Source organism: Actinomadura rubrobrunea NBRC 15275 (genome assembly GCF_001552235.1).
GTDB classification, from domain to species: domain Bacteria; phylum Actinomycetota; class Actinomycetes; order Streptosporangiales; family Streptosporangiaceae; genus Spirillospora; species Spirillospora viridilutea.
On the sequence record NZ_BCQU01000001.1, the window covers coordinates 73,220 to 88,329 of the forward strand.

General features: G+C 72.5%; 12 protein-coding genes. 10 read left to right on the plus strand and 2 right to left on the minus strand.

Features of this window, described 5'->3' with window-relative positions; translation table 11 throughout:
* The first annotated feature begins 62 nt into the window (after nucleotides 1-62).
* The 4 genes from AR3_RS00295 (at nucleotide 63) to AR3_RS00310 (ending at nucleotide 6,536) form a co-directional block, all read left to right on the plus strand.
* Nucleotides 63-3,953 carry an AAA family ATPase gene (locus AR3_RS00295; protein ID WP_067906690.1) on the plus strand — a complete coding sequence of 1,297 codons (3,891 nt, stop codon included), beginning with the start codon at nucleotides 63-65 and terminating at the stop codon, nucleotides 3,951-3,953.
* A 194-nt stretch (nucleotides 3,954-4,147) separates the two neighbouring features.
* Entirely contained in the window at nucleotides 4,148-4,333 is a 186-nt protein-coding gene (locus AR3_RS00300) for a hypothetical protein (protein ID WP_067906876.1), read from the plus strand.
* 425 nt (nucleotides 4,334-4,758) lie between these two features.
* On the plus strand, nucleotides 4,759-5,376 hold the full coding sequence (locus tag AR3_RS00305; RefSeq protein ID WP_067906692.1) for a DUF47 domain-containing protein: 618 nt from the start codon (nucleotides 4,759-4,761) through the stop codon (nucleotides 5,374-5,376).
* Entirely contained in the window at nucleotides 5,373-6,536 is a 1,164-nt protein-coding gene (locus AR3_RS00310) for an inorganic phosphate transporter (protein ID WP_432705404.1), read from the plus strand. The genes AR3_RS00305 and AR3_RS00310 overlap by 4 nt, the downstream gene beginning before the upstream one ends.
* Nucleotides 6,537-6,687: 151 nt before the next feature.
* On the opposite strand, the gene AR3_RS00315 is transcribed toward AR3_RS00310, so the two are convergent.
* Nucleotides 6,688-8,364, minus strand: coding sequence for a bifunctional metallophosphatase/5'-nucleotidase (locus AR3_RS00315; protein ID WP_067906881.1), 1,677 nt, complete (start codon nucleotides 8,362-8,364; stop codon nucleotides 6,688-6,690).
* A 132-nt stretch (nucleotides 8,365-8,496) separates the two neighbouring features.
* Between AR3_RS00315 and mshD the strand changes: the two genes are divergently transcribed.
* The 5 genes from mshD to pstB all read left to right on the plus strand — a co-directional run bounded on the left by mshD (nucleotide 8,497) and on the right by pstB (nucleotide 13,657).
* Nucleotides 8,497-9,393 (plus strand): mycothiol synthase, encoded by an 897-nt coding sequence (gene mshD / locus AR3_RS00320; RefSeq protein ID WP_067906883.1) that lies wholly within the window; start codon nucleotides 8,497-8,499, stop codon nucleotides 9,391-9,393.
* A gap of 297 nt (nucleotides 9,394-9,690) precedes the next feature.
* Complete coding sequence (gene pstS / locus AR3_RS00325; RefSeq protein WP_067906694.1) at nucleotides 9,691-10,797, plus strand: phosphate ABC transporter substrate-binding protein PstS; 1,107 nt, start codon at nucleotides 9,691-9,693, stop codon at nucleotides 10,795-10,797.
* Between the two features lie 106 nt (nucleotides 10,798-10,903).
* Nucleotides 10,904-11,887 (plus strand): phosphate ABC transporter permease subunit PstC, encoded by a 984-nt coding sequence (gene pstC, locus AR3_RS00330; RefSeq protein ID WP_067906696.1) that lies wholly within the window; start codon nucleotides 10,904-10,906, stop codon nucleotides 11,885-11,887.
* Nucleotides 11,884-12,798, plus strand: coding sequence for a phosphate ABC transporter permease PstA (gene pstA, locus AR3_RS00335; RefSeq protein WP_083950777.1), 915 nt, complete (start codon nucleotides 11,884-11,886; stop codon nucleotides 12,796-12,798). Before pstC ends, pstA begins: the two co-directional genes overlap by 4 nt.
* Before the next feature lie 82 nt (nucleotides 12,799-12,880).
* Entirely contained in the window at nucleotides 12,881-13,657 is a 777-nt protein-coding gene (gene pstB / locus AR3_RS00340; RefSeq protein WP_067906698.1) for a phosphate ABC transporter ATP-binding protein PstB, read from the plus strand.
* Nucleotides 13,658-13,759: 102 nt separating this feature from the next.
* Here pstB and AR3_RS00345 read toward each other — a convergent pair whose 3' ends face one another.
* Nucleotides 13,760-14,476, minus strand: a complete 717-nt coding sequence (locus AR3_RS00345; protein ID WP_067906700.1) for a winged helix-turn-helix transcriptional regulator — start codon at nucleotides 14,474-14,476, stop codon at nucleotides 13,760-13,762.
* A 263-nt stretch (nucleotides 14,477-14,739) separates the two neighbouring features.
* Here AR3_RS00345 and AR3_RS00350 point away from each other — a divergent pair, with 263 nt between their 5' ends.
* Nucleotides 14,740-15,000 (plus strand): MoaD/ThiS family protein, encoded by a 261-nt coding sequence (locus tag AR3_RS00350; RefSeq protein ID WP_067906887.1) that lies wholly within the window; start codon nucleotides 14,740-14,742, stop codon nucleotides 14,998-15,000.
* Nucleotides 15,001-15,110 lie beyond the last annotated feature (110 nt).

Consider the following 15,110-nt stretch of genomic DNA (forward strand, 5'->3'; position numbering starts at 1 on the left):
TGGCCGCCGGGTGGTGGGCGTCGGCCCCTCCCCAGCAGCGTCAACACGCCCTCAGCTGTCGGGTGCTGGTCCTACCGGACGGCACCCGATGGCTGTTCGGGGCATGGGCGCGCTGGTACCGCCTGCACCCGTCGGACGGCCAGTGGTACCTGTGCCCCCCGCCGCGCACACCGCAGGTCCGCATGGCGGCGCGTCCCGCCCAGTACGCAGGCGTCGGGCCGATGCTTTCGCTGCCGCCCCACGTCATCCCGGCGGGGCCGGACTTCTCCTATGAGGCGCCTAAGGCGCAGCCGTTCATCCGGCGCTCCTTTCTGCCCGAACTGACGTCGCGGATGCGTTCGACGGTGGAGGCCGCCGCCGCGCTGCCCGTCGTCGAGTACCCGCACCAGTGGCGGCAGTTCACTCCGCAGACGCCGTCCACGGTCGCCGCCGCCTGGGGCGTGATGCTGTGGTGCGCGCCCGCGCCCGTGTTCGACGCGCGCATGGACGACAAGCTGCTCGACCTGTGGCGTCCTTACCGCGCCAAGCCGCTGCCGCAGGTGGACGGGCCGCGCTGGTTCACGCCCCCGCCGTTGGAGTCGCTGGCCGGGCTGTATGCGGAGCGGCTCCGGGCCAGCCGGGTGGACGCGGCCGTCGTCGTCCTGCGCACGATGTGGGCGGTGGCGAGCGCGCTGCGCGACGACCCGCGCTTCCAGGTCCGCGCCGACGCGCTGCTGGCGATCCTCGAGGCGACGCTCAGCAATCCCACCGTCGACTACGACGTGCTGCCGTACGGCGACCAGGCCCTCGTCCAGCAGTGGCTCACCCGCTGCCCCACGCATCTGGTGCCCGCGTTGCGCGACGAGAGCTCGCCGGGCGACAACTTCCGCCACGCCTTCTACAACCTGGCCGAGGTCGTGGCGCACCTTGTCGGGCAGCCCACCGACCCGGCCTACATCGAGCCGCGTCTGGTGGCCGCCGCGTTGCTGGCCGCGGATCTGAACGTCGTCCGCCGGGACGTGGCCGCGAACATCATCCCTTGGCTCGACCCGGAGATCCGGTACACGGTGCAGGCGGTGCTCGACCAGCAGGGCCATCCGCTGCGCCGCCTGTGGCCCCAGGACCTGCGCCTGCGCGAGCCGTTGCGTTCGGCGGCGTCCCAGGGGGACGACGCCGAAACCCTGCTGGCCGCGATGTACCAGCTGGATCTGGCGTGGTGCAGGCTGGCCGGAGGGATGCCCGCGCGTCCCCGCGGTTTCCCGGTGCCGAACGCGGTCATCGCCAGAATCATCGGACGGCATCGCGTGCGCGCGACGGCGGGGGCGCCCACGGCGGCGCCGTCGTCGTCCCCGGCGGAACCGTCGCATGACCCGTCCTTCAGTCCGCCGCCGTCCTTCGGCCCCATGACCCCCGCGAGTTCGCAGGCCCAACCGGGTCTTCCCCCGGGGGCGGGGTCAGAGCGTCTCACCGGGCCGAGTCGGCCCGACCGGCCGTTCGTGCAGCCGCCCGCCCATGCCGACCGGGGAGAACGGCGCGGCATCGACCAGATGCAGCCTGCCCCCAACATGGCCTATGCGCCTCCTGAGCCCCCGGCGTTGGCCGCGGGGGAGGAGGGAGACCGCGTCGACAACGCGATGCCGCCGTACACCGAGCTCGGGTTCCAGCGTCCCGGCATGCCCGGTCCCGCCGCTGGTCCCGCCCGTCCGCCTGGCCAGGGCGGTCCTTCAGGGGGCGCTGCGGGAGTCCACGACATGCCGGGCTACGGCGCCCCCGAGCAGTCGCCGGACAGGCCGTCCCAGGAACCGCAGCCTGCCTGGCCGCAGCAGTACGAGGCGGCTGAGGCCGGCCAGTCGCCTGGTGAGCCGCAGATGGGGAGTGCGGCTCCGCCCTACACGGCGCTTGGTTTTCAGCGTCCGGGGATGCCGGGTGCACCGTCTCCTGGTGCCGTCGGTCCGTCGCCTGGTGAGGCGGCGGCCCAGCCGCCCGCCCCTGAGGGGCCGCCCATGCAGGCCGAGCAGCCTGCGCCGCAGGGGCCGCCCCGTACGCGCATCCTCAGCGACGACGACCTTCAGGGCGAGGACGGCCGGCACCAGGAGCCGCCGCGGCCGTCCGGGGACGGAGACGGGGACTCCGTCGGCTCCGGGACGCGGATCATGTCCGAGACCATGGTCGGCAGCTTCGACTTCCTCGAGGACACGCCGTCGCCGGAGCGCCCCGTCCACGAGATCCCCCCGCCGCGCGTCTCGGAGGACCGGCGCGTCCTGGAGCGCTACGGCATCAGCTTCGTGTGCGGCACGCAGGACGCGGGCGAGCTGCTCGACGAGCTGCGCGCACAGGTCGAACAGCGGACCGGGAGGAAGGCCGCCGGGCCCGGCGACCTGGAGGCGGATGCCACCCGCGTGGACCATCCCGGCGGCGCCCCGGTGACACGTGTCGACCATCCGTCGTCGTACGAGGCGACACGCGTGGACGGGGGAGCGGCGTCCGGAGCCGGCATGCCGAACGTGCTGCTGGTCGGCAGCCCCCACACCGGTCAGCGGCGCCTGGCGCGGATGATCGCGCTCGCGCTCGCCGAGGCCGGGCTGGGCGACGGCGCCATCCGCGCCGTCGACGCCGAGGACGTCCGCGACGCGCCCGCCGAACGCACCGCGGACCTGCTGGTCCGGCCGGGCCCGACGATCCTGTTCGAGCGGCTGGACGCCGCGATCGAGGCGGCCCCCGACCCGGCGTCGGTGGTCGCCGCCGTGCGCCGCACCCGGCTGAGCCCGGCCGCGGGCGCGGCGCTGATCGCCACCTGCGACCCCCGCGCGTTCCGCCGCCTGCGCGAGGACCACCCCGCGCTGGTCGAGGTGTTCCGGGTGTTCCGCCTGCCCGACCTCACCGGGCTGGAGCGCCGCATGACGCTCCTGCACGTGCTGGCCGAGGAGCGGCGCGTCACGCTCGGGGCGTCCGCGCTGGAGGCGGCCCGCGAGGACCTCGAGCGGCTGCGCGGGCCCGGCGACCTGGTCAACGCCCGCCTGGTGGAGGCGTATCTCGACCAGGCGTGCCAGCGGCACCTGGAGCGGGCGGGCGGCGCGTCCCGGGACCGGCTGGTGCTCACCGCCGAGGACTTCGCGGGCGTCGCCGAGGACATCGAGCCCGCGCTGCGTCCGCCCGGCGACGTCGACGGCTACCTGCGGCGGCTCGACGCCCTGTACGGGCTGGACGGCGTCAAGGAGGCGGTGCGGGAGCTGCTGGAGGAGGCGGAGATCGCGGCCGAGCGGGCCCGGCACGGGGTGCGCGGCCGGGTCGACCACAACCTGATCTTCGTGGGGCCGCCCGGCAGCGGCAAGACGACCGTGGCCGGCCTGGTCGGCGGCATCTACGCGGCGCTGGGACTGCTGGACGCCGGGCACGTGGTGGCGTGCCGCCCGGTCCATCTGGCCGGACGGGACGCGGTCGACGCCGAGAACCGCGTGCAGGCCATGGTGGAGCAGGCCATGGGCGGCGTGCTGCTGATCCAGGAGGCCTACCGGCTGGACCGCGCCCCGGCCGTGGTGAACGAGCTGATGCGCTGCATGGCCGAGCGCCGCGACCGGTTCATGGTGATCTGCTCCAGCCCGGAGGCCGAGATGGAGGGCTTCCTGGCGGGCAACCCCGCGTTCCGCGAGCGGTTCGGCCGCGTCATCGAGTTCGAGGGCATGGACGACCGCGACCTGGTGCGGCTGTTCCAGGACTACGCCGAGCGGGACCTGTACGTCCTGGACGAGGAGCTGCGCGTCGAGCTGCTGGCGCGCTTCGAGCGGCTGCGCGAGGACCCGTCGTTCGCCTACGCCCGGACGGTGCGCGAGCTGTTCGAGCAGACGGTGGCCCGGCAGGCGGCGCGGCTGGCGGGCGTCGACGTCAACGCCGCGACCGTGGCCCGGCTCACCGTCCGGGACCTGCCCGAGACGCCGCTGCAGCGGATGATGGGGGACCTGCGCCCCGGCGGATGACCATGCCCCCGTCACCCGCCCGCATGTCCGGAAATGGGGCGGATTGGTGGGGAATGTTGCGCATCATCCCTGTGGTCCAGGGGAAGACCGGGCAAAGAGAGTGGCCCCGGAATGGCCCGCTTGGGTCATGTGCCGCCAGGGCTCGGACGCGTAGCCTCGACGGTGGGTGCGGGGAACGAACGGAGGTGGACGCGGTGCGCCAGCAAGATGTCGACCTGCGCGTCCACGACCGTGTCGCGCTGGACGAGATCGAGCTCTACGCCGAGATGCTCAGCGCGGTCGCGGCCGCCGAGCGGCCGCTGACGCTGGCGGAGATCGACGTGGTGCTCGGCCTCCGTCCCGACGAAAGCGGTCGTCGCGAGTTGACGCCACAGGACTAGGCAGGACCGGCCCGCACGGGGGCGGGCCACCGCAGACCGGAGATGCGCCGGGGCCGCGGGGCGGCCCCGGCGCATCCGTGTCCGGAGCGGGTGCCGCGAGCCGCGCCCCGTCGGCCTGGGGCCGCCATGGGTCGGGGCGGGGCCGCCCCGCGCTGAGGACGACATCGGACGATTCGCCGAAACCGGGGTGTAACCAATCTCACGCGGAGGCCGTGCTCCGGGCCGCCGCGCCCGCCCGTCCGCGGCCCCGGAACGATCCATCCGCCCAGTTGGGGGCCCTCTGGCGGGGGTGTGCACCTCTTGATCTCGGGCATCTTCCAGGTGAGAGGATGGGGACCGGCAGGCGAAGGGGGGGCGAGGTTCTTTTTACCGCTGGTTGCCCCTACGATCCTCAGCGGACCGTTCCGGCACTTCAGGAGTACGACGTGCGCTTGCGTCTCACGCCGCGTGAGGACAGCTTCTACGACATGTTCGCCGATTCGGCGAACAACCTGGTCACAGGTGCCAGGCTGCTCGTGGAGCTCATCAGCGACGGCGCCGATCGGGAAGGCATCGCGGAGAAGCTCCGCGCCTGCGAGCACGCGGGCGACGAGTCCACCCACGCGATCATGCGTCGGCTGAACGAAACGTTCATCACGCCGTTCGACCGCGAGGACATCTACCGCCTGGCCTCCACCATCGACGACGTCATGGACGCCATGGAGGAGGCGGCCGACCTCGTCGTCCTCTACAAGATCGAAGAGTTCCCCAAGGGCATCGTGCACATGGTGGAGGTCTTGGAGCGGGCCGCCGAGCTGACCGCCGAGGCCATGCCGCGGCTGCGCTCGATGAAGGAGCTCAACGAGTACTGGATCGAGATCAACCGGCTGGAGAACCAGGGCGACCAGGTCTACCGCAAGCTGTTGGCCACCCTGTTCGGCGGCGATTACGACGCGCTGACCGTGATGAAGCTCAAGGAGGTCATCGACCGGCTGGAAGAGGCCGCCGACGCCTTCGAGCACGTGGCCAACACCGTCGAGACGATCGCGGTCAAGGAATCATGAGCGCGGTCGGCAATCCGGAGGCGGCGCTCGCCGCCAAGGAGGCCGAACCGGGCTCTGAGCCTTCGCTGGCGGAGCAGGTGCGCCGGGGGCCGCACCGGTTCTGGCTGCTGCTGCCGGTCGGGGTCGTCGCGGTCATGCTGGCCGGGGCGCTCGGCCTGCGCCAGGACGCCCAGACGGCGGTGCTGATGCTGGTCGTGGCCGTGGCGCTGATCTTCGACTACACCAACGGCTTCCACGACGCGGCCAACGCCATCGCCACGTCGGTGTCGACGCGGGCGCTGACGCCGCGGGCGGCGCTGCTGATGGCGGCCGTCATGAACATGGTGGGCGCGTTGCTGGGCGTGGAGGTCGCCAAGACCGTCAGCGAGGTGATCACCCCGCCGAGCGGGCTGCACGGCCTGACCGTGGTGGCCGCCGGGGTGCTCGGCGCGATCACCTGGAACCTGATCACCTGGTACTTCGGGCTGCCGTCGTCGTCCTCGCACGCCCTGATCGGCGGCGTGGTGGGCGCCGGGCTGGCCTCGGCCTCGTCGGTGAACTGGAGCAGCGTCGTCGACAAGGTCGCCGTCCCGATGGTGGTGTCGCCCGTCGTCGGGTTCTGCCTGGCGTACCTGGTGATGGTGGCGATCCTGTGGATCTTCCGGCGGGCGCACCCCAGCCGGGTGGGGCGCCGCTTCCGCGTCGCCCAGTCGCTGTCGGCGGCGTCGATGGCGCTCGGGCACGGTCTGCAGGACGCCCAGAAGACCATGGGGATCATCGTGCTGGCGCTGGTCACCACCGGCCACTCCACCGGCGACACGGTGCCGCTGTGGGTGATCGTGTCGTGCGCGGGCGCGCTGTCGCTGGGCACCTACGCGGGCGGGTGGCGGATCATGCGGACGCTGGGCCGCCGGGTGATCGAGCTGGACCCGCCCAAGGGCTTCGCCGCCGAGGCGACGGCGTCGATGATCCTCTACGCCACCGCCTACGTCTGGCACGCTCCAATCTCCACCACCCACACGATCACCTCGTCGATCATGGGGGCGGGCGCCACCAAGCGGCTGTCGGCGGTCCGCTGGGGCGTGGCGGGCAACATCGTCACCGCCTGGGTCCTCACCATGCCGATGGCCGCGGCCGTGGCCGCCGTCGTCTACTGGATCGTCCACTTCTTCGGCGCCTGATCCCGGGCGCCCCTCGGCCTTCCGTCACCGCCGCGCCGGACTCATCGGTGCGTCCGAGCGCGCCGCGGCGGGACGGCGCGGGGCCGGCTTGCGGGCGGGGCCGCTTCGAGCACGCGGGGCAGCGTGCCGGAGCGGCCCCGCCCGATGCGTCTCACTGGCCGGAGATGCGGTCCAGCGCAGGCGGGGAGATGGGGGAGTTGGCCTCGAGGTAGGCCTGGAAGGCGTCCAGGTCGACGGGGCCGAGCACGAGGTCCTGGCCCTCGGTGAACACGGTGAACCCGTCACCGCCGCCGAGCAGGAAGTTGTTGGCCGCCACCCGGTAGGTCGCCTCCGGGTCCACCGGCCGCCCGTCCACCGTGATGTCCGAGACCCGGTCGCCGATCGGCTTGGAGCGGTCGATGGTGAACCGCAGCGTGGCCGACGGCTGGAGGATCTTCTCGCCCGCCGACGTCCACTGCTGTTCGAGCAGCCGGTCGAGCTGGGCGCCGGTCAGCGTCACCACGCCCATGACGTTGCTGAACGGCTGCACGGCGAACGCCTCGCCGTAGGTCACCACGCCGTCGCCCTCGGAGCCGGACGCGGCGTAGGTGAGGTCGGCGCGCACGCCGCCCGGGTTCATCAGCGCGATCTGGGCGCCCTGGTCCTTCATCGCCGCCAGCTGCGCGTCGGCGATCACGTCGCCGAGGGCGGTCTCCCCGGCCGGGGACGGGGTGCGGGTGAGGTCCGCGGTGATCCGCCCGATCGGCTTGTTGGCGACCTCCGACACCCGCTCCTTCCAGGTCTGGACGAACTTCTCGATCGCCGGGTCGGGCGGCACGTCCCGGGTGACGACGTGGTTGTCGCCCCTCAGCGACGAGCGGACCACGTCGCCGGTGCGGCGGTCCACGCGGAAGTCGACCTGGGTCACCACGCGGCCGAACGACGACCCGGACGAGTACAGCCGGGGCCGCCCGGCGGGGTCCTTCACCGAGCACACGTACTGCTGGTGGGTGTGCCCGGCCAGCACCACGTCGATCTCCGGGTCGGCGTCGCGGGCGATGCGGGTGCCCGCGCCGGGGGTCACGCCGCACGCGTCGGGCCGCTGCCCGGACGGCGTCTGGTCGCCCTCGTGGACGAGCAGCACCATGGCGCGCACCCCGCGCCGCTTGAGCTCGCGCGCGGCCCGGTCGGCGGCGGCGACCTCGTCGTCGAACCGCAGCCCCTGGACGCCGGACGGGGTGACGATCGACGGGGTGGTCTTGGTGACCACGCCGATGAACCCGACCCGCACGCCGTTGATCCGGCGGATCGTCCACGGCCGGATGGCCGGCTTGCCGGTCTTCTCCTTCAGCACGTTGGCGCCGAGGTAGTCGAACCGGGCGCCCTTCCACCGCCCCGCGGGCGAGCAGCCGTCCTCGGGGTGGCAGCCGCCGTTCTGGATGCGCAGCAGTTCCTTGTAGCCCTCGTCGAACTCGTGGTTGCCGACGGCGGAGGCGGTCACGCCGACCTTGCCGAGGAACTCCACCGAGGGCTCGTCGTGGTAGGCGGCCGAGATCAGCGGGGACGCGCCGATCAGGTCGCCTTGGGCGACGGTGAGGGTGTTGCGGTCGGCCAGGCGCTTGAGGTGCGCGGCGATGTAGGCGGCGCCGCCGGCGGGGACGGACGCGCCGCTCTCGTCCACGGCCGTTCCCGAGCTTCCGGAGGGGGGTTCGAGGTTGCCGTGGAAGTCGTTGAGCGCGAGCAGCCGCACAGGGGCGGAGGGCCCGGGGCGGGCGGCGGCAGGCTGCGCCGCCACGCCCACCGCCAGGCCCGCCAGCGCGCAGGCCAGGGTGATACGTCGTCGGATCATGCCGGGCACGGTAAGCCAGCGGGACGTCCAGGTACAGGCTGCTGAGTGACGTTTCCATGACGGTTTCGCAGGCGGTCCCCTCCGGCCGGGCGGGACGGACGAACCGCCCACCGCGCCGCATACCCTGTGATCATGAGCGGTGTGACGGTGCGCCCGACGCTGGCGGAAAGGGAGATCGCCGAGGTCGCGGCGCTGGTCGCGGCGGCCGAGGAGCACGACGGCGTGGGGCCGCTGTCGGAGCACGCGCGGCTGTGGCTGCGCCGCGCCGACCGCGCGGCGGGCGGACCCGCCGACCCCCGCGCCCTGACGATCGCCGCGGACGGCGCCGTCGTGGCGTACGCGCACCTGGACCCGGCGACCGGCGACGAGGGAGCCTCCGCCGAGCTGGTCGTCCACTCCGACCACCGGCGGCGCGGCCACGGCCGGGCGCTGCTGCGGGCGCTGCGCGAGGAGGCCGGCGGCTCCCTGCGCGTATGGGCGCACGGCGACCTGCCCGCCGCCGCGCGCCTGGCCGCGTCCGAGGGGATGGCGCGCGTGCGCGCGCTGCTCCAGATGCGCCGTCCGGCCGCCGACCCGCTGCCCGAGCCGCGCCTGGCGGACGGCGTGCGGCTGCGCGTCTTCCGGGTCGGCCAGGATGAGGACGCGTGGCTGCGGGTGAACGCCCGCGCCTTCGCCGACCACCCGGAGCAGGGCGCCTGGACCCGGGACGATGTGCTGGAGCGCGAGCGTGAGCCGTGGTTCGACCCGGACGGCTTCTTCCTCGCCGAACGCGACGGCGCGCTGCTCGGCTTCCACTGGACGAAGATCCACCCGGACGGGGTCGGCGAGGTGTACGTCGTCGGCGTGGACCCCGCCGCGCAGGGCCTCGGCCTCGGCCGGGCCCTCACCGTGGCGGGCCTGCGCCACCTGCGCGACCGCGGCGTCCCCGAGTTCATGCTGTACGTCGACGAGTCGAACACCGCGGCCGTGCGCCTGTACGAATCGCTGGGTTTCGCTCGGTATGCCGTGGACGTGATGTACGGCGCGTAGCAGTCCTCGCCGGACGCCCGGCGGCCGTTCCGCATGGCGAATCCATCGCCGCGGCCTGCGGCGTTTACCCGCCGTCCATGCCCAGTCGAGGCAGTCTTTTTGACTTCGCCTGACCCGGTTCACCTGTCGTTCACCTTCTCCAGGGTGACTGGACACCTCCTCTGCCTAACTTCTCCCGCGACGGTGACCCCATGGGCCCGGACGATCCGCCGGCGCGCCGGCGGACGCGACGGGGCGGGTGGTCGGGTGAGACCAGAACGGGGGGCGCCGCCCGACGACTAAGAGGAGATTCGACCGGTGAAACACGGTTCTCGGTTGGCCGCCCTGGGCGGCGTGGTGGTCGCCGGGGCTCTCGCCCTGAGCGCGTGCGGCAGCGACGACAACACGACCGCCACCGCGAGCAACGCACCCACCGGCGACATCGACTGCGCCACCGGCACGATCAACGCGGCCGGGTCCAGCGCGCAGAAGAACGCCATGGAGGAGTGGGTCAAGCAGTACACGGCCGAGTGCTCCGGCACCCAGCTGAACTACAACCCCAGCGGGTCGGGCGCGGGCATCAAGGCGTTCACCGACGGCCAGGTCGCCTTCGCGGGATCCGACTCGGCGCTCAAGCCCGAGGAGGCCGCCGCCGCCAAGCGGCGCTGCCAGGGCGGCAACGCCGTCAACCTGCCGATGGTGGTCGGCCCGATCGCCGTGATCTACAACCTCGACGGCGTGGACGGTCTGCAGCTGTCCCCGCAGACCGTCGCCGGCATCTTCACCGGGAAGATCAAGAACTGGAACGACCCGGCGATCGCCGAGGAGAACCCCGGCGCCTCGCTGCCGAACACGCCGATCAAGCCGGTGTACCGGTCCGACGAGTCCGGCACCACGGAGAACTTCACCAAGTACCTCAAGGCGACCGCGCCCGACGTGTGGACCGCCGAGCCCGCCAAGAAGTGGCCGTCCATCGGGGCCGGGCAGGGCGCCGCCAAGTCCGACGGCGTCAGCAGCCAGGTGAAGAGCACCGCCGGCGCCATCTCCTACGTGGAGATGTCGTACGCGGAGAACCTGAAGCTGCAGACCGTCAAGATCAAGAACGGTGCCGGCGAGTACGTCGAGCTGTCGGCCGACAGCGCCTCCAAGGCCCTGGCGGGCGCCAAGCAGGTCGGCACCGGCAACGACGTCGCCCTCGAGCTCGACTACGCCACCACGACGCCCGGCGCGTACCCGATCGTCCTGGTGACCTACGAGATCGCGTGCGAGAGGGGACTGCCCGCCGAGCAGGCGAAGTTCGTCAAGTCCTTCCTCACCTACACCTCCAGCGCCGACGGCCAGAAGGTGCTGACCAGCGTGGGCTACGCGCCCGTCCCGCAGGAGGTGCTGAGCAAGGTGCAGGCGTCCGTCAAGGCCCTCTCCTGAGCCCCGAATCCAGCGACCGCAGCCCCGCCGCCGGCGACCTCGGCGGCGGGGCACGCCTGGGTTGCGCCGATGGGGTGCGCCGAAGTCCAGTGAAGGAGGAGTCCCCGTGACCACCGACACGGGCGTCAGCACGACCGCCGCGGCGGCCGGCGGCCGCGTCCGCGACGCGGCGATCGGCACCGGACGCGCCGGCGACAAGATCTTCGCCTCGGCCGCGCGGGGCTCGGGGATCCTCGTGCTGGCCCTCATGGCGGCCATCGCGGTCTTTTTGATCTGGAAGGCGATCCCCGCGCTGCAGAAGAACGAGGCCGCCTTCCTCACCAGCGAGGAGTGGAATCCCAACGCTCAGCCGCCGCGGTTCGGCATCGCCCAGCTCGCGTTCGGCACCGTGGTCTCGTCGCTGCTGGCGCTCGCCATGGCGACGCCGGTGGCGATCGGCATCGCGCTGTTCATCTCCTACTACGCGCCGCGGTCGGTGGCCGGGCCCCTCGGCTACCTGGTCGACCTGCTGGCGGCGGTGCCCAGCATCGTGTACGGGCTGTGGGGCCTGCTCGTGCTGGCGCCGCGCATGGAGGGCGTGAGCGGCTTCCTCAACTCCGCGCTCGGCTGGATCCCGCTGTTCGGCGGCGACAGCCCCGGCAAGAACTCGATCTTCACCGCGTCCGTGGTGCTGGCGATCATGATCCTGCCGATCATCTCGTCCATCTCCCGCGAGGTGTTCCTCCAGGTGCCGCGGGCGCACGTGGAGGCGGCGCTGGCGCTCGGCGCCACCCGCTGGGAGATGATCAAGCTGGCGGTGCTGCCGTACGGCCGGTCCGGCATGATCGGCGCCGCCATGCTGGGCCTCGGCCGGGCCATGGGCGAGACGATCGCCGTGGCCATGGTGCTGACGTTCGTGCCCGGCATCAACTGGCACATCCTCGAGGACGGCGGCACCACCTTCGCCGCCAACATCGCCAACAGCTTCGCCGAGGCCACCGAGACCGGCCGCGGCGCGCTCATCGCCTCCGGGCTGGTGCTGTTCGTCATCACCCTGATCGTCAACATGGCGGCGCGGGCCGTCGTCGCCCGCCGCAAGGAGGACGCGTGAGCACCCTGACGACCCCCTCCGGCGACCGGCCCGCGCTCGGCGGCTCGATCGGCGCGGTCTCCGCCGGACGCAAGATCAAGGACCGGATCGTCCAGGCGCTGGTGTACCTGGCGTTCGCGCTGGCCGTCGTGCCGCTGCTGTCGGTGCTGTGGACCGTGCTCTCCAACGGACTGGAGCGGCTGGACGGCACGTTCTTCTACTACTCCATGAACGGCGTCGGCGGACGCGACGAGGGCGGCGGCGCCTACCACGCCATCGTCGGCACCCTCGAGCAGGTCGCCCTCACCAGCGCGATCGCCGTGCCGATCGCCGTGCTGACCGCCGTCTACCTGGTGGAGTACGGGGGCGGCGGCCGGCTCGCGCGGGCGGTCGGATTCTTCGTCGACGTGATGACCGGCATCCCGTCCATCGTCGCCGGGCTGTTCGTGCTGGCGCTGTGGCTGCTCACCCTCGGGTTCGGCTTCTCCGGGTTCGCCGGGTCGCTGGCGCTGACCATCCTCATGATCCCCACGGTGGTGCGGGCCACCGAGGAGATGCTCAAGCTGGTGCCGAACGACCTGCGGGAGGCCTCCTACGCCCTGGGCGTGCCGCGCTGGCGCACGGTGTGCTTCGTCGTGCTGCCCACCGCGCTGCCCGGCATCGTCACCGGCGTCATGCTGGCCGTCGCCCGGGTCATGGGGGAGACCGCCCCGCTGCTGCTGACGATCTTCTTCACCAAGGCGATCAACACCAACCCGTTCGAGGGGCCCCAGGCCGCGCTGCCCACCTTCATCTGGGAGCAGGCCGGCGACCCCAACCAGGCGTCCATCGACCGGGCGTGGACCGGCGCGCTGGTGCTCATCCTGCTGATCATGCTGTTCAACCTGGGCGCGCGGCTGCTCGCGCGGATGTTCCGGACGGTGAGCCGCTGACCGTCCCGCCGGGCGGCGCCCCGACCGCGACCCCGCCGCGCGCCCCGACCGCGGCACGAGACCCGATAGGAGCGAATCCCCCATGGCCAAGCGGATCGAAGTGTCCGGACTGCACGCCTACTACGGCGGCGTCCACGCCATCGAGGACATCTCGATGACCATCGAGCCGCGCTCGGTGACCGCCTTCATCGGGCCTTCGGGCTGCGGCAAGTCCACGTTCCTGCGCACCCTCAACCGGATGCACGAGGTGATCCCCGGCGCCCGCGTCGAGGGCAAGGTGCTGCTGGACGACGAGGACCTCTACGGCCCGGACGTCGACCCGGTGGCGGTGCGGCGGGTGGTCGGCATGGTCTTCCAGCGGCCCAACCCGTTCCCCACCATGTCGATCTACGACAACGTGGCCGCCGGGCTGAAGCTGAACGGGGTGCGCCGCAAGAGCCGGCTGGACGACATCGTCGAGGAGTCGCTCAAGGGCGCCAACCTGTGGAACGAGGTCAAGGACCGGCTGAACAAGCCCGGCGCGGGACTGTCCGGCGGTCAGCAGCAGCGGCTGTGCATCGCCCGCGCGATCGCCGTGCAGCCGCAGGTGCTGCTGATGGACGAGCCGTGCTCGGCGCTGGACCCGATCTCCACGCTGGCGATCGAGGACCTGATCGCCGAGCTGAAGAGCCGGTACACGATCGTCATCGTCACGCACAACATGCAGCAGGCCGCCCGGGTCAGCGACCGCACCGCGTTCTTCAACATCGCCGGCGTCGGCAAGCCCGGCCGGCTCATCGAGATCGGCGAGACCAGCAAGATCTTCACCAAGCCCGAGCAGAAGGCCACCGAGGAGTACATCACCGGCCGCTTCGGCTGACCGGCGGGGCGCCCGGCCTGCGGGGCCGCCGGCCCGGGAGCGGTCGGCGCGCTCCTCGAGGGGCGCGCCGTGCCGCGAGGTCAGGACGAGGTCGCGACGGGGTCAGGAGCGGACGGGGGCGGGTTCTTCGGACTCCCCCGGGCGGTGGTCCGGAACGAAGCGGTAGCCGACGTTTCGGACCGTTCCGATCAGCGACTCGTGCTCGGCGCCGAGCTTGGCGCGCAGCCGCCGGACGTGCACGTCCACCGTGCGCGTGCCGCCGAAGTAGTCGTATCCCCACACCTCCTGGAGGAGCTGCGCGCGTGTGAAGACCCGCCCCGGATGCTGGGCGAGGTACTTCAGCAGCTCGAACTCCTTGAAGGTCAGGTCGAGCACCCGGCCGCGCAGCCGCGCGGTGTAGGTGGCCTCGTCGATGGTCAGATCGCCGCTGCGGATCTCCCCCGGCACGTCGTCGGCCTCGGCCGCGGCCGCCGCGCGGCCCACCGCCAGCCGCAGCCGCGCCTCCACCTCGGCGGGGCCCGCAGTCTGCAGCAGAACGTCGTCCAGCCCCCACTCGGGGCTCAGCGCGGCCAGGCCGCCCTCGGTGACGACCGCGAGCAGGGGGCAGTCCAGCCCGGTCGTCCGCAGCAGCCGGCACAGGCTCTTGGCCTGCACGAGGTCGCGGCGGGCGTCGACGATCACCACGTCGGCGGGCGGAGCGTCGATCAGCGCGGACGCCTCCGCCGGGGCGACGCGCACCGAGTGCAGCAGCAGCCCCAGCGCGGGCAGGACTTCATCGGAGGGTTCCAACGCGTTGGTCAGCAAGAGCAGGTTGCTCAAGTGCCGCCTCCTCGCCCATAAAAACGACAAGGATCCAGGCTCGCGACCCTCCGCCCCGGCCCTGCCGCCGGACTGGAGGCGGGTGGCCAAGGCGTTCGTACGAACTCCACGGCCCCATCGCCCGGATCCCTAACCACTCAAGAATATCCGAGGGGGCCTCGGCGGCAACGGCGAACCGATGCCCGCCCGGCCGGCGACGGCCGCGGGATGGAATCATCGGTGCCGGGAACGCATGTCCTCGCGGAACTCGACGGCTGGTGACCATGGCCAAGGGAACGATCAGGTACTGGGCGGCGGCGAAGGCGGCGGCCGGGGTGGAGCAGGAGCCCTACGAGGCCGCGACCCTGGCCGAGGCGCTCGCCGCGGCGGCCGGGCGGGACGGCCGCGGCGCCGACTTCCGGCGGGTGCTCGCCCGCAGCTCGTACCTCATCGACGGCGACCCGGTCGGCGCCCGGCCCCACGAGACGGTGACGCTGCCCGAAGGCGGCGTCGTCGAGGTCCTCCCGCCGTTCGCGGGCGGCTGACCCGCGGCGTCCCGCCGGGGGCGTACGCGGGCGCTCCGCGAAGTCATTCCGCAGAGCGACGGGACGCACCACGGACAAACGGCATTATCGTGGGGCGACCGTACCGCCTG

Coding starts and splice junctions, on each gene's coding strand:
- AR3_RS00310 (WP_432705404.1), top strand. CDS start 5,373: ATGAGCGCGGTCGGCAATCCGGAGGCGGCGCTCGCCGCCAAGGAGGCC.
- pstB (WP_067906698.1), top strand. CDS start 12,881: ATGGCCAAGCGGATCGAAGTGTCCGGACTGCACGCCTACTACGGCGGC.
- AR3_RS00315 (WP_067906881.1), bottom strand. CDS start 8,364: ATGATCCGACGACGTATCACCCTGGCCTGCGCGCTGGCGGGCCTGGCG.
- mshD (WP_067906883.1), top strand. CDS start 8,497: ATGAGCGGTGTGACGGTGCGCCCGACGCTGGCGGAAAGGGAGATCGCC.
- AR3_RS00350 (WP_067906887.1), top strand. CDS start 14,740: ATGGCCAAGGGAACGATCAGGTACTGGGCGGCGGCGAAGGCGGCGGCC.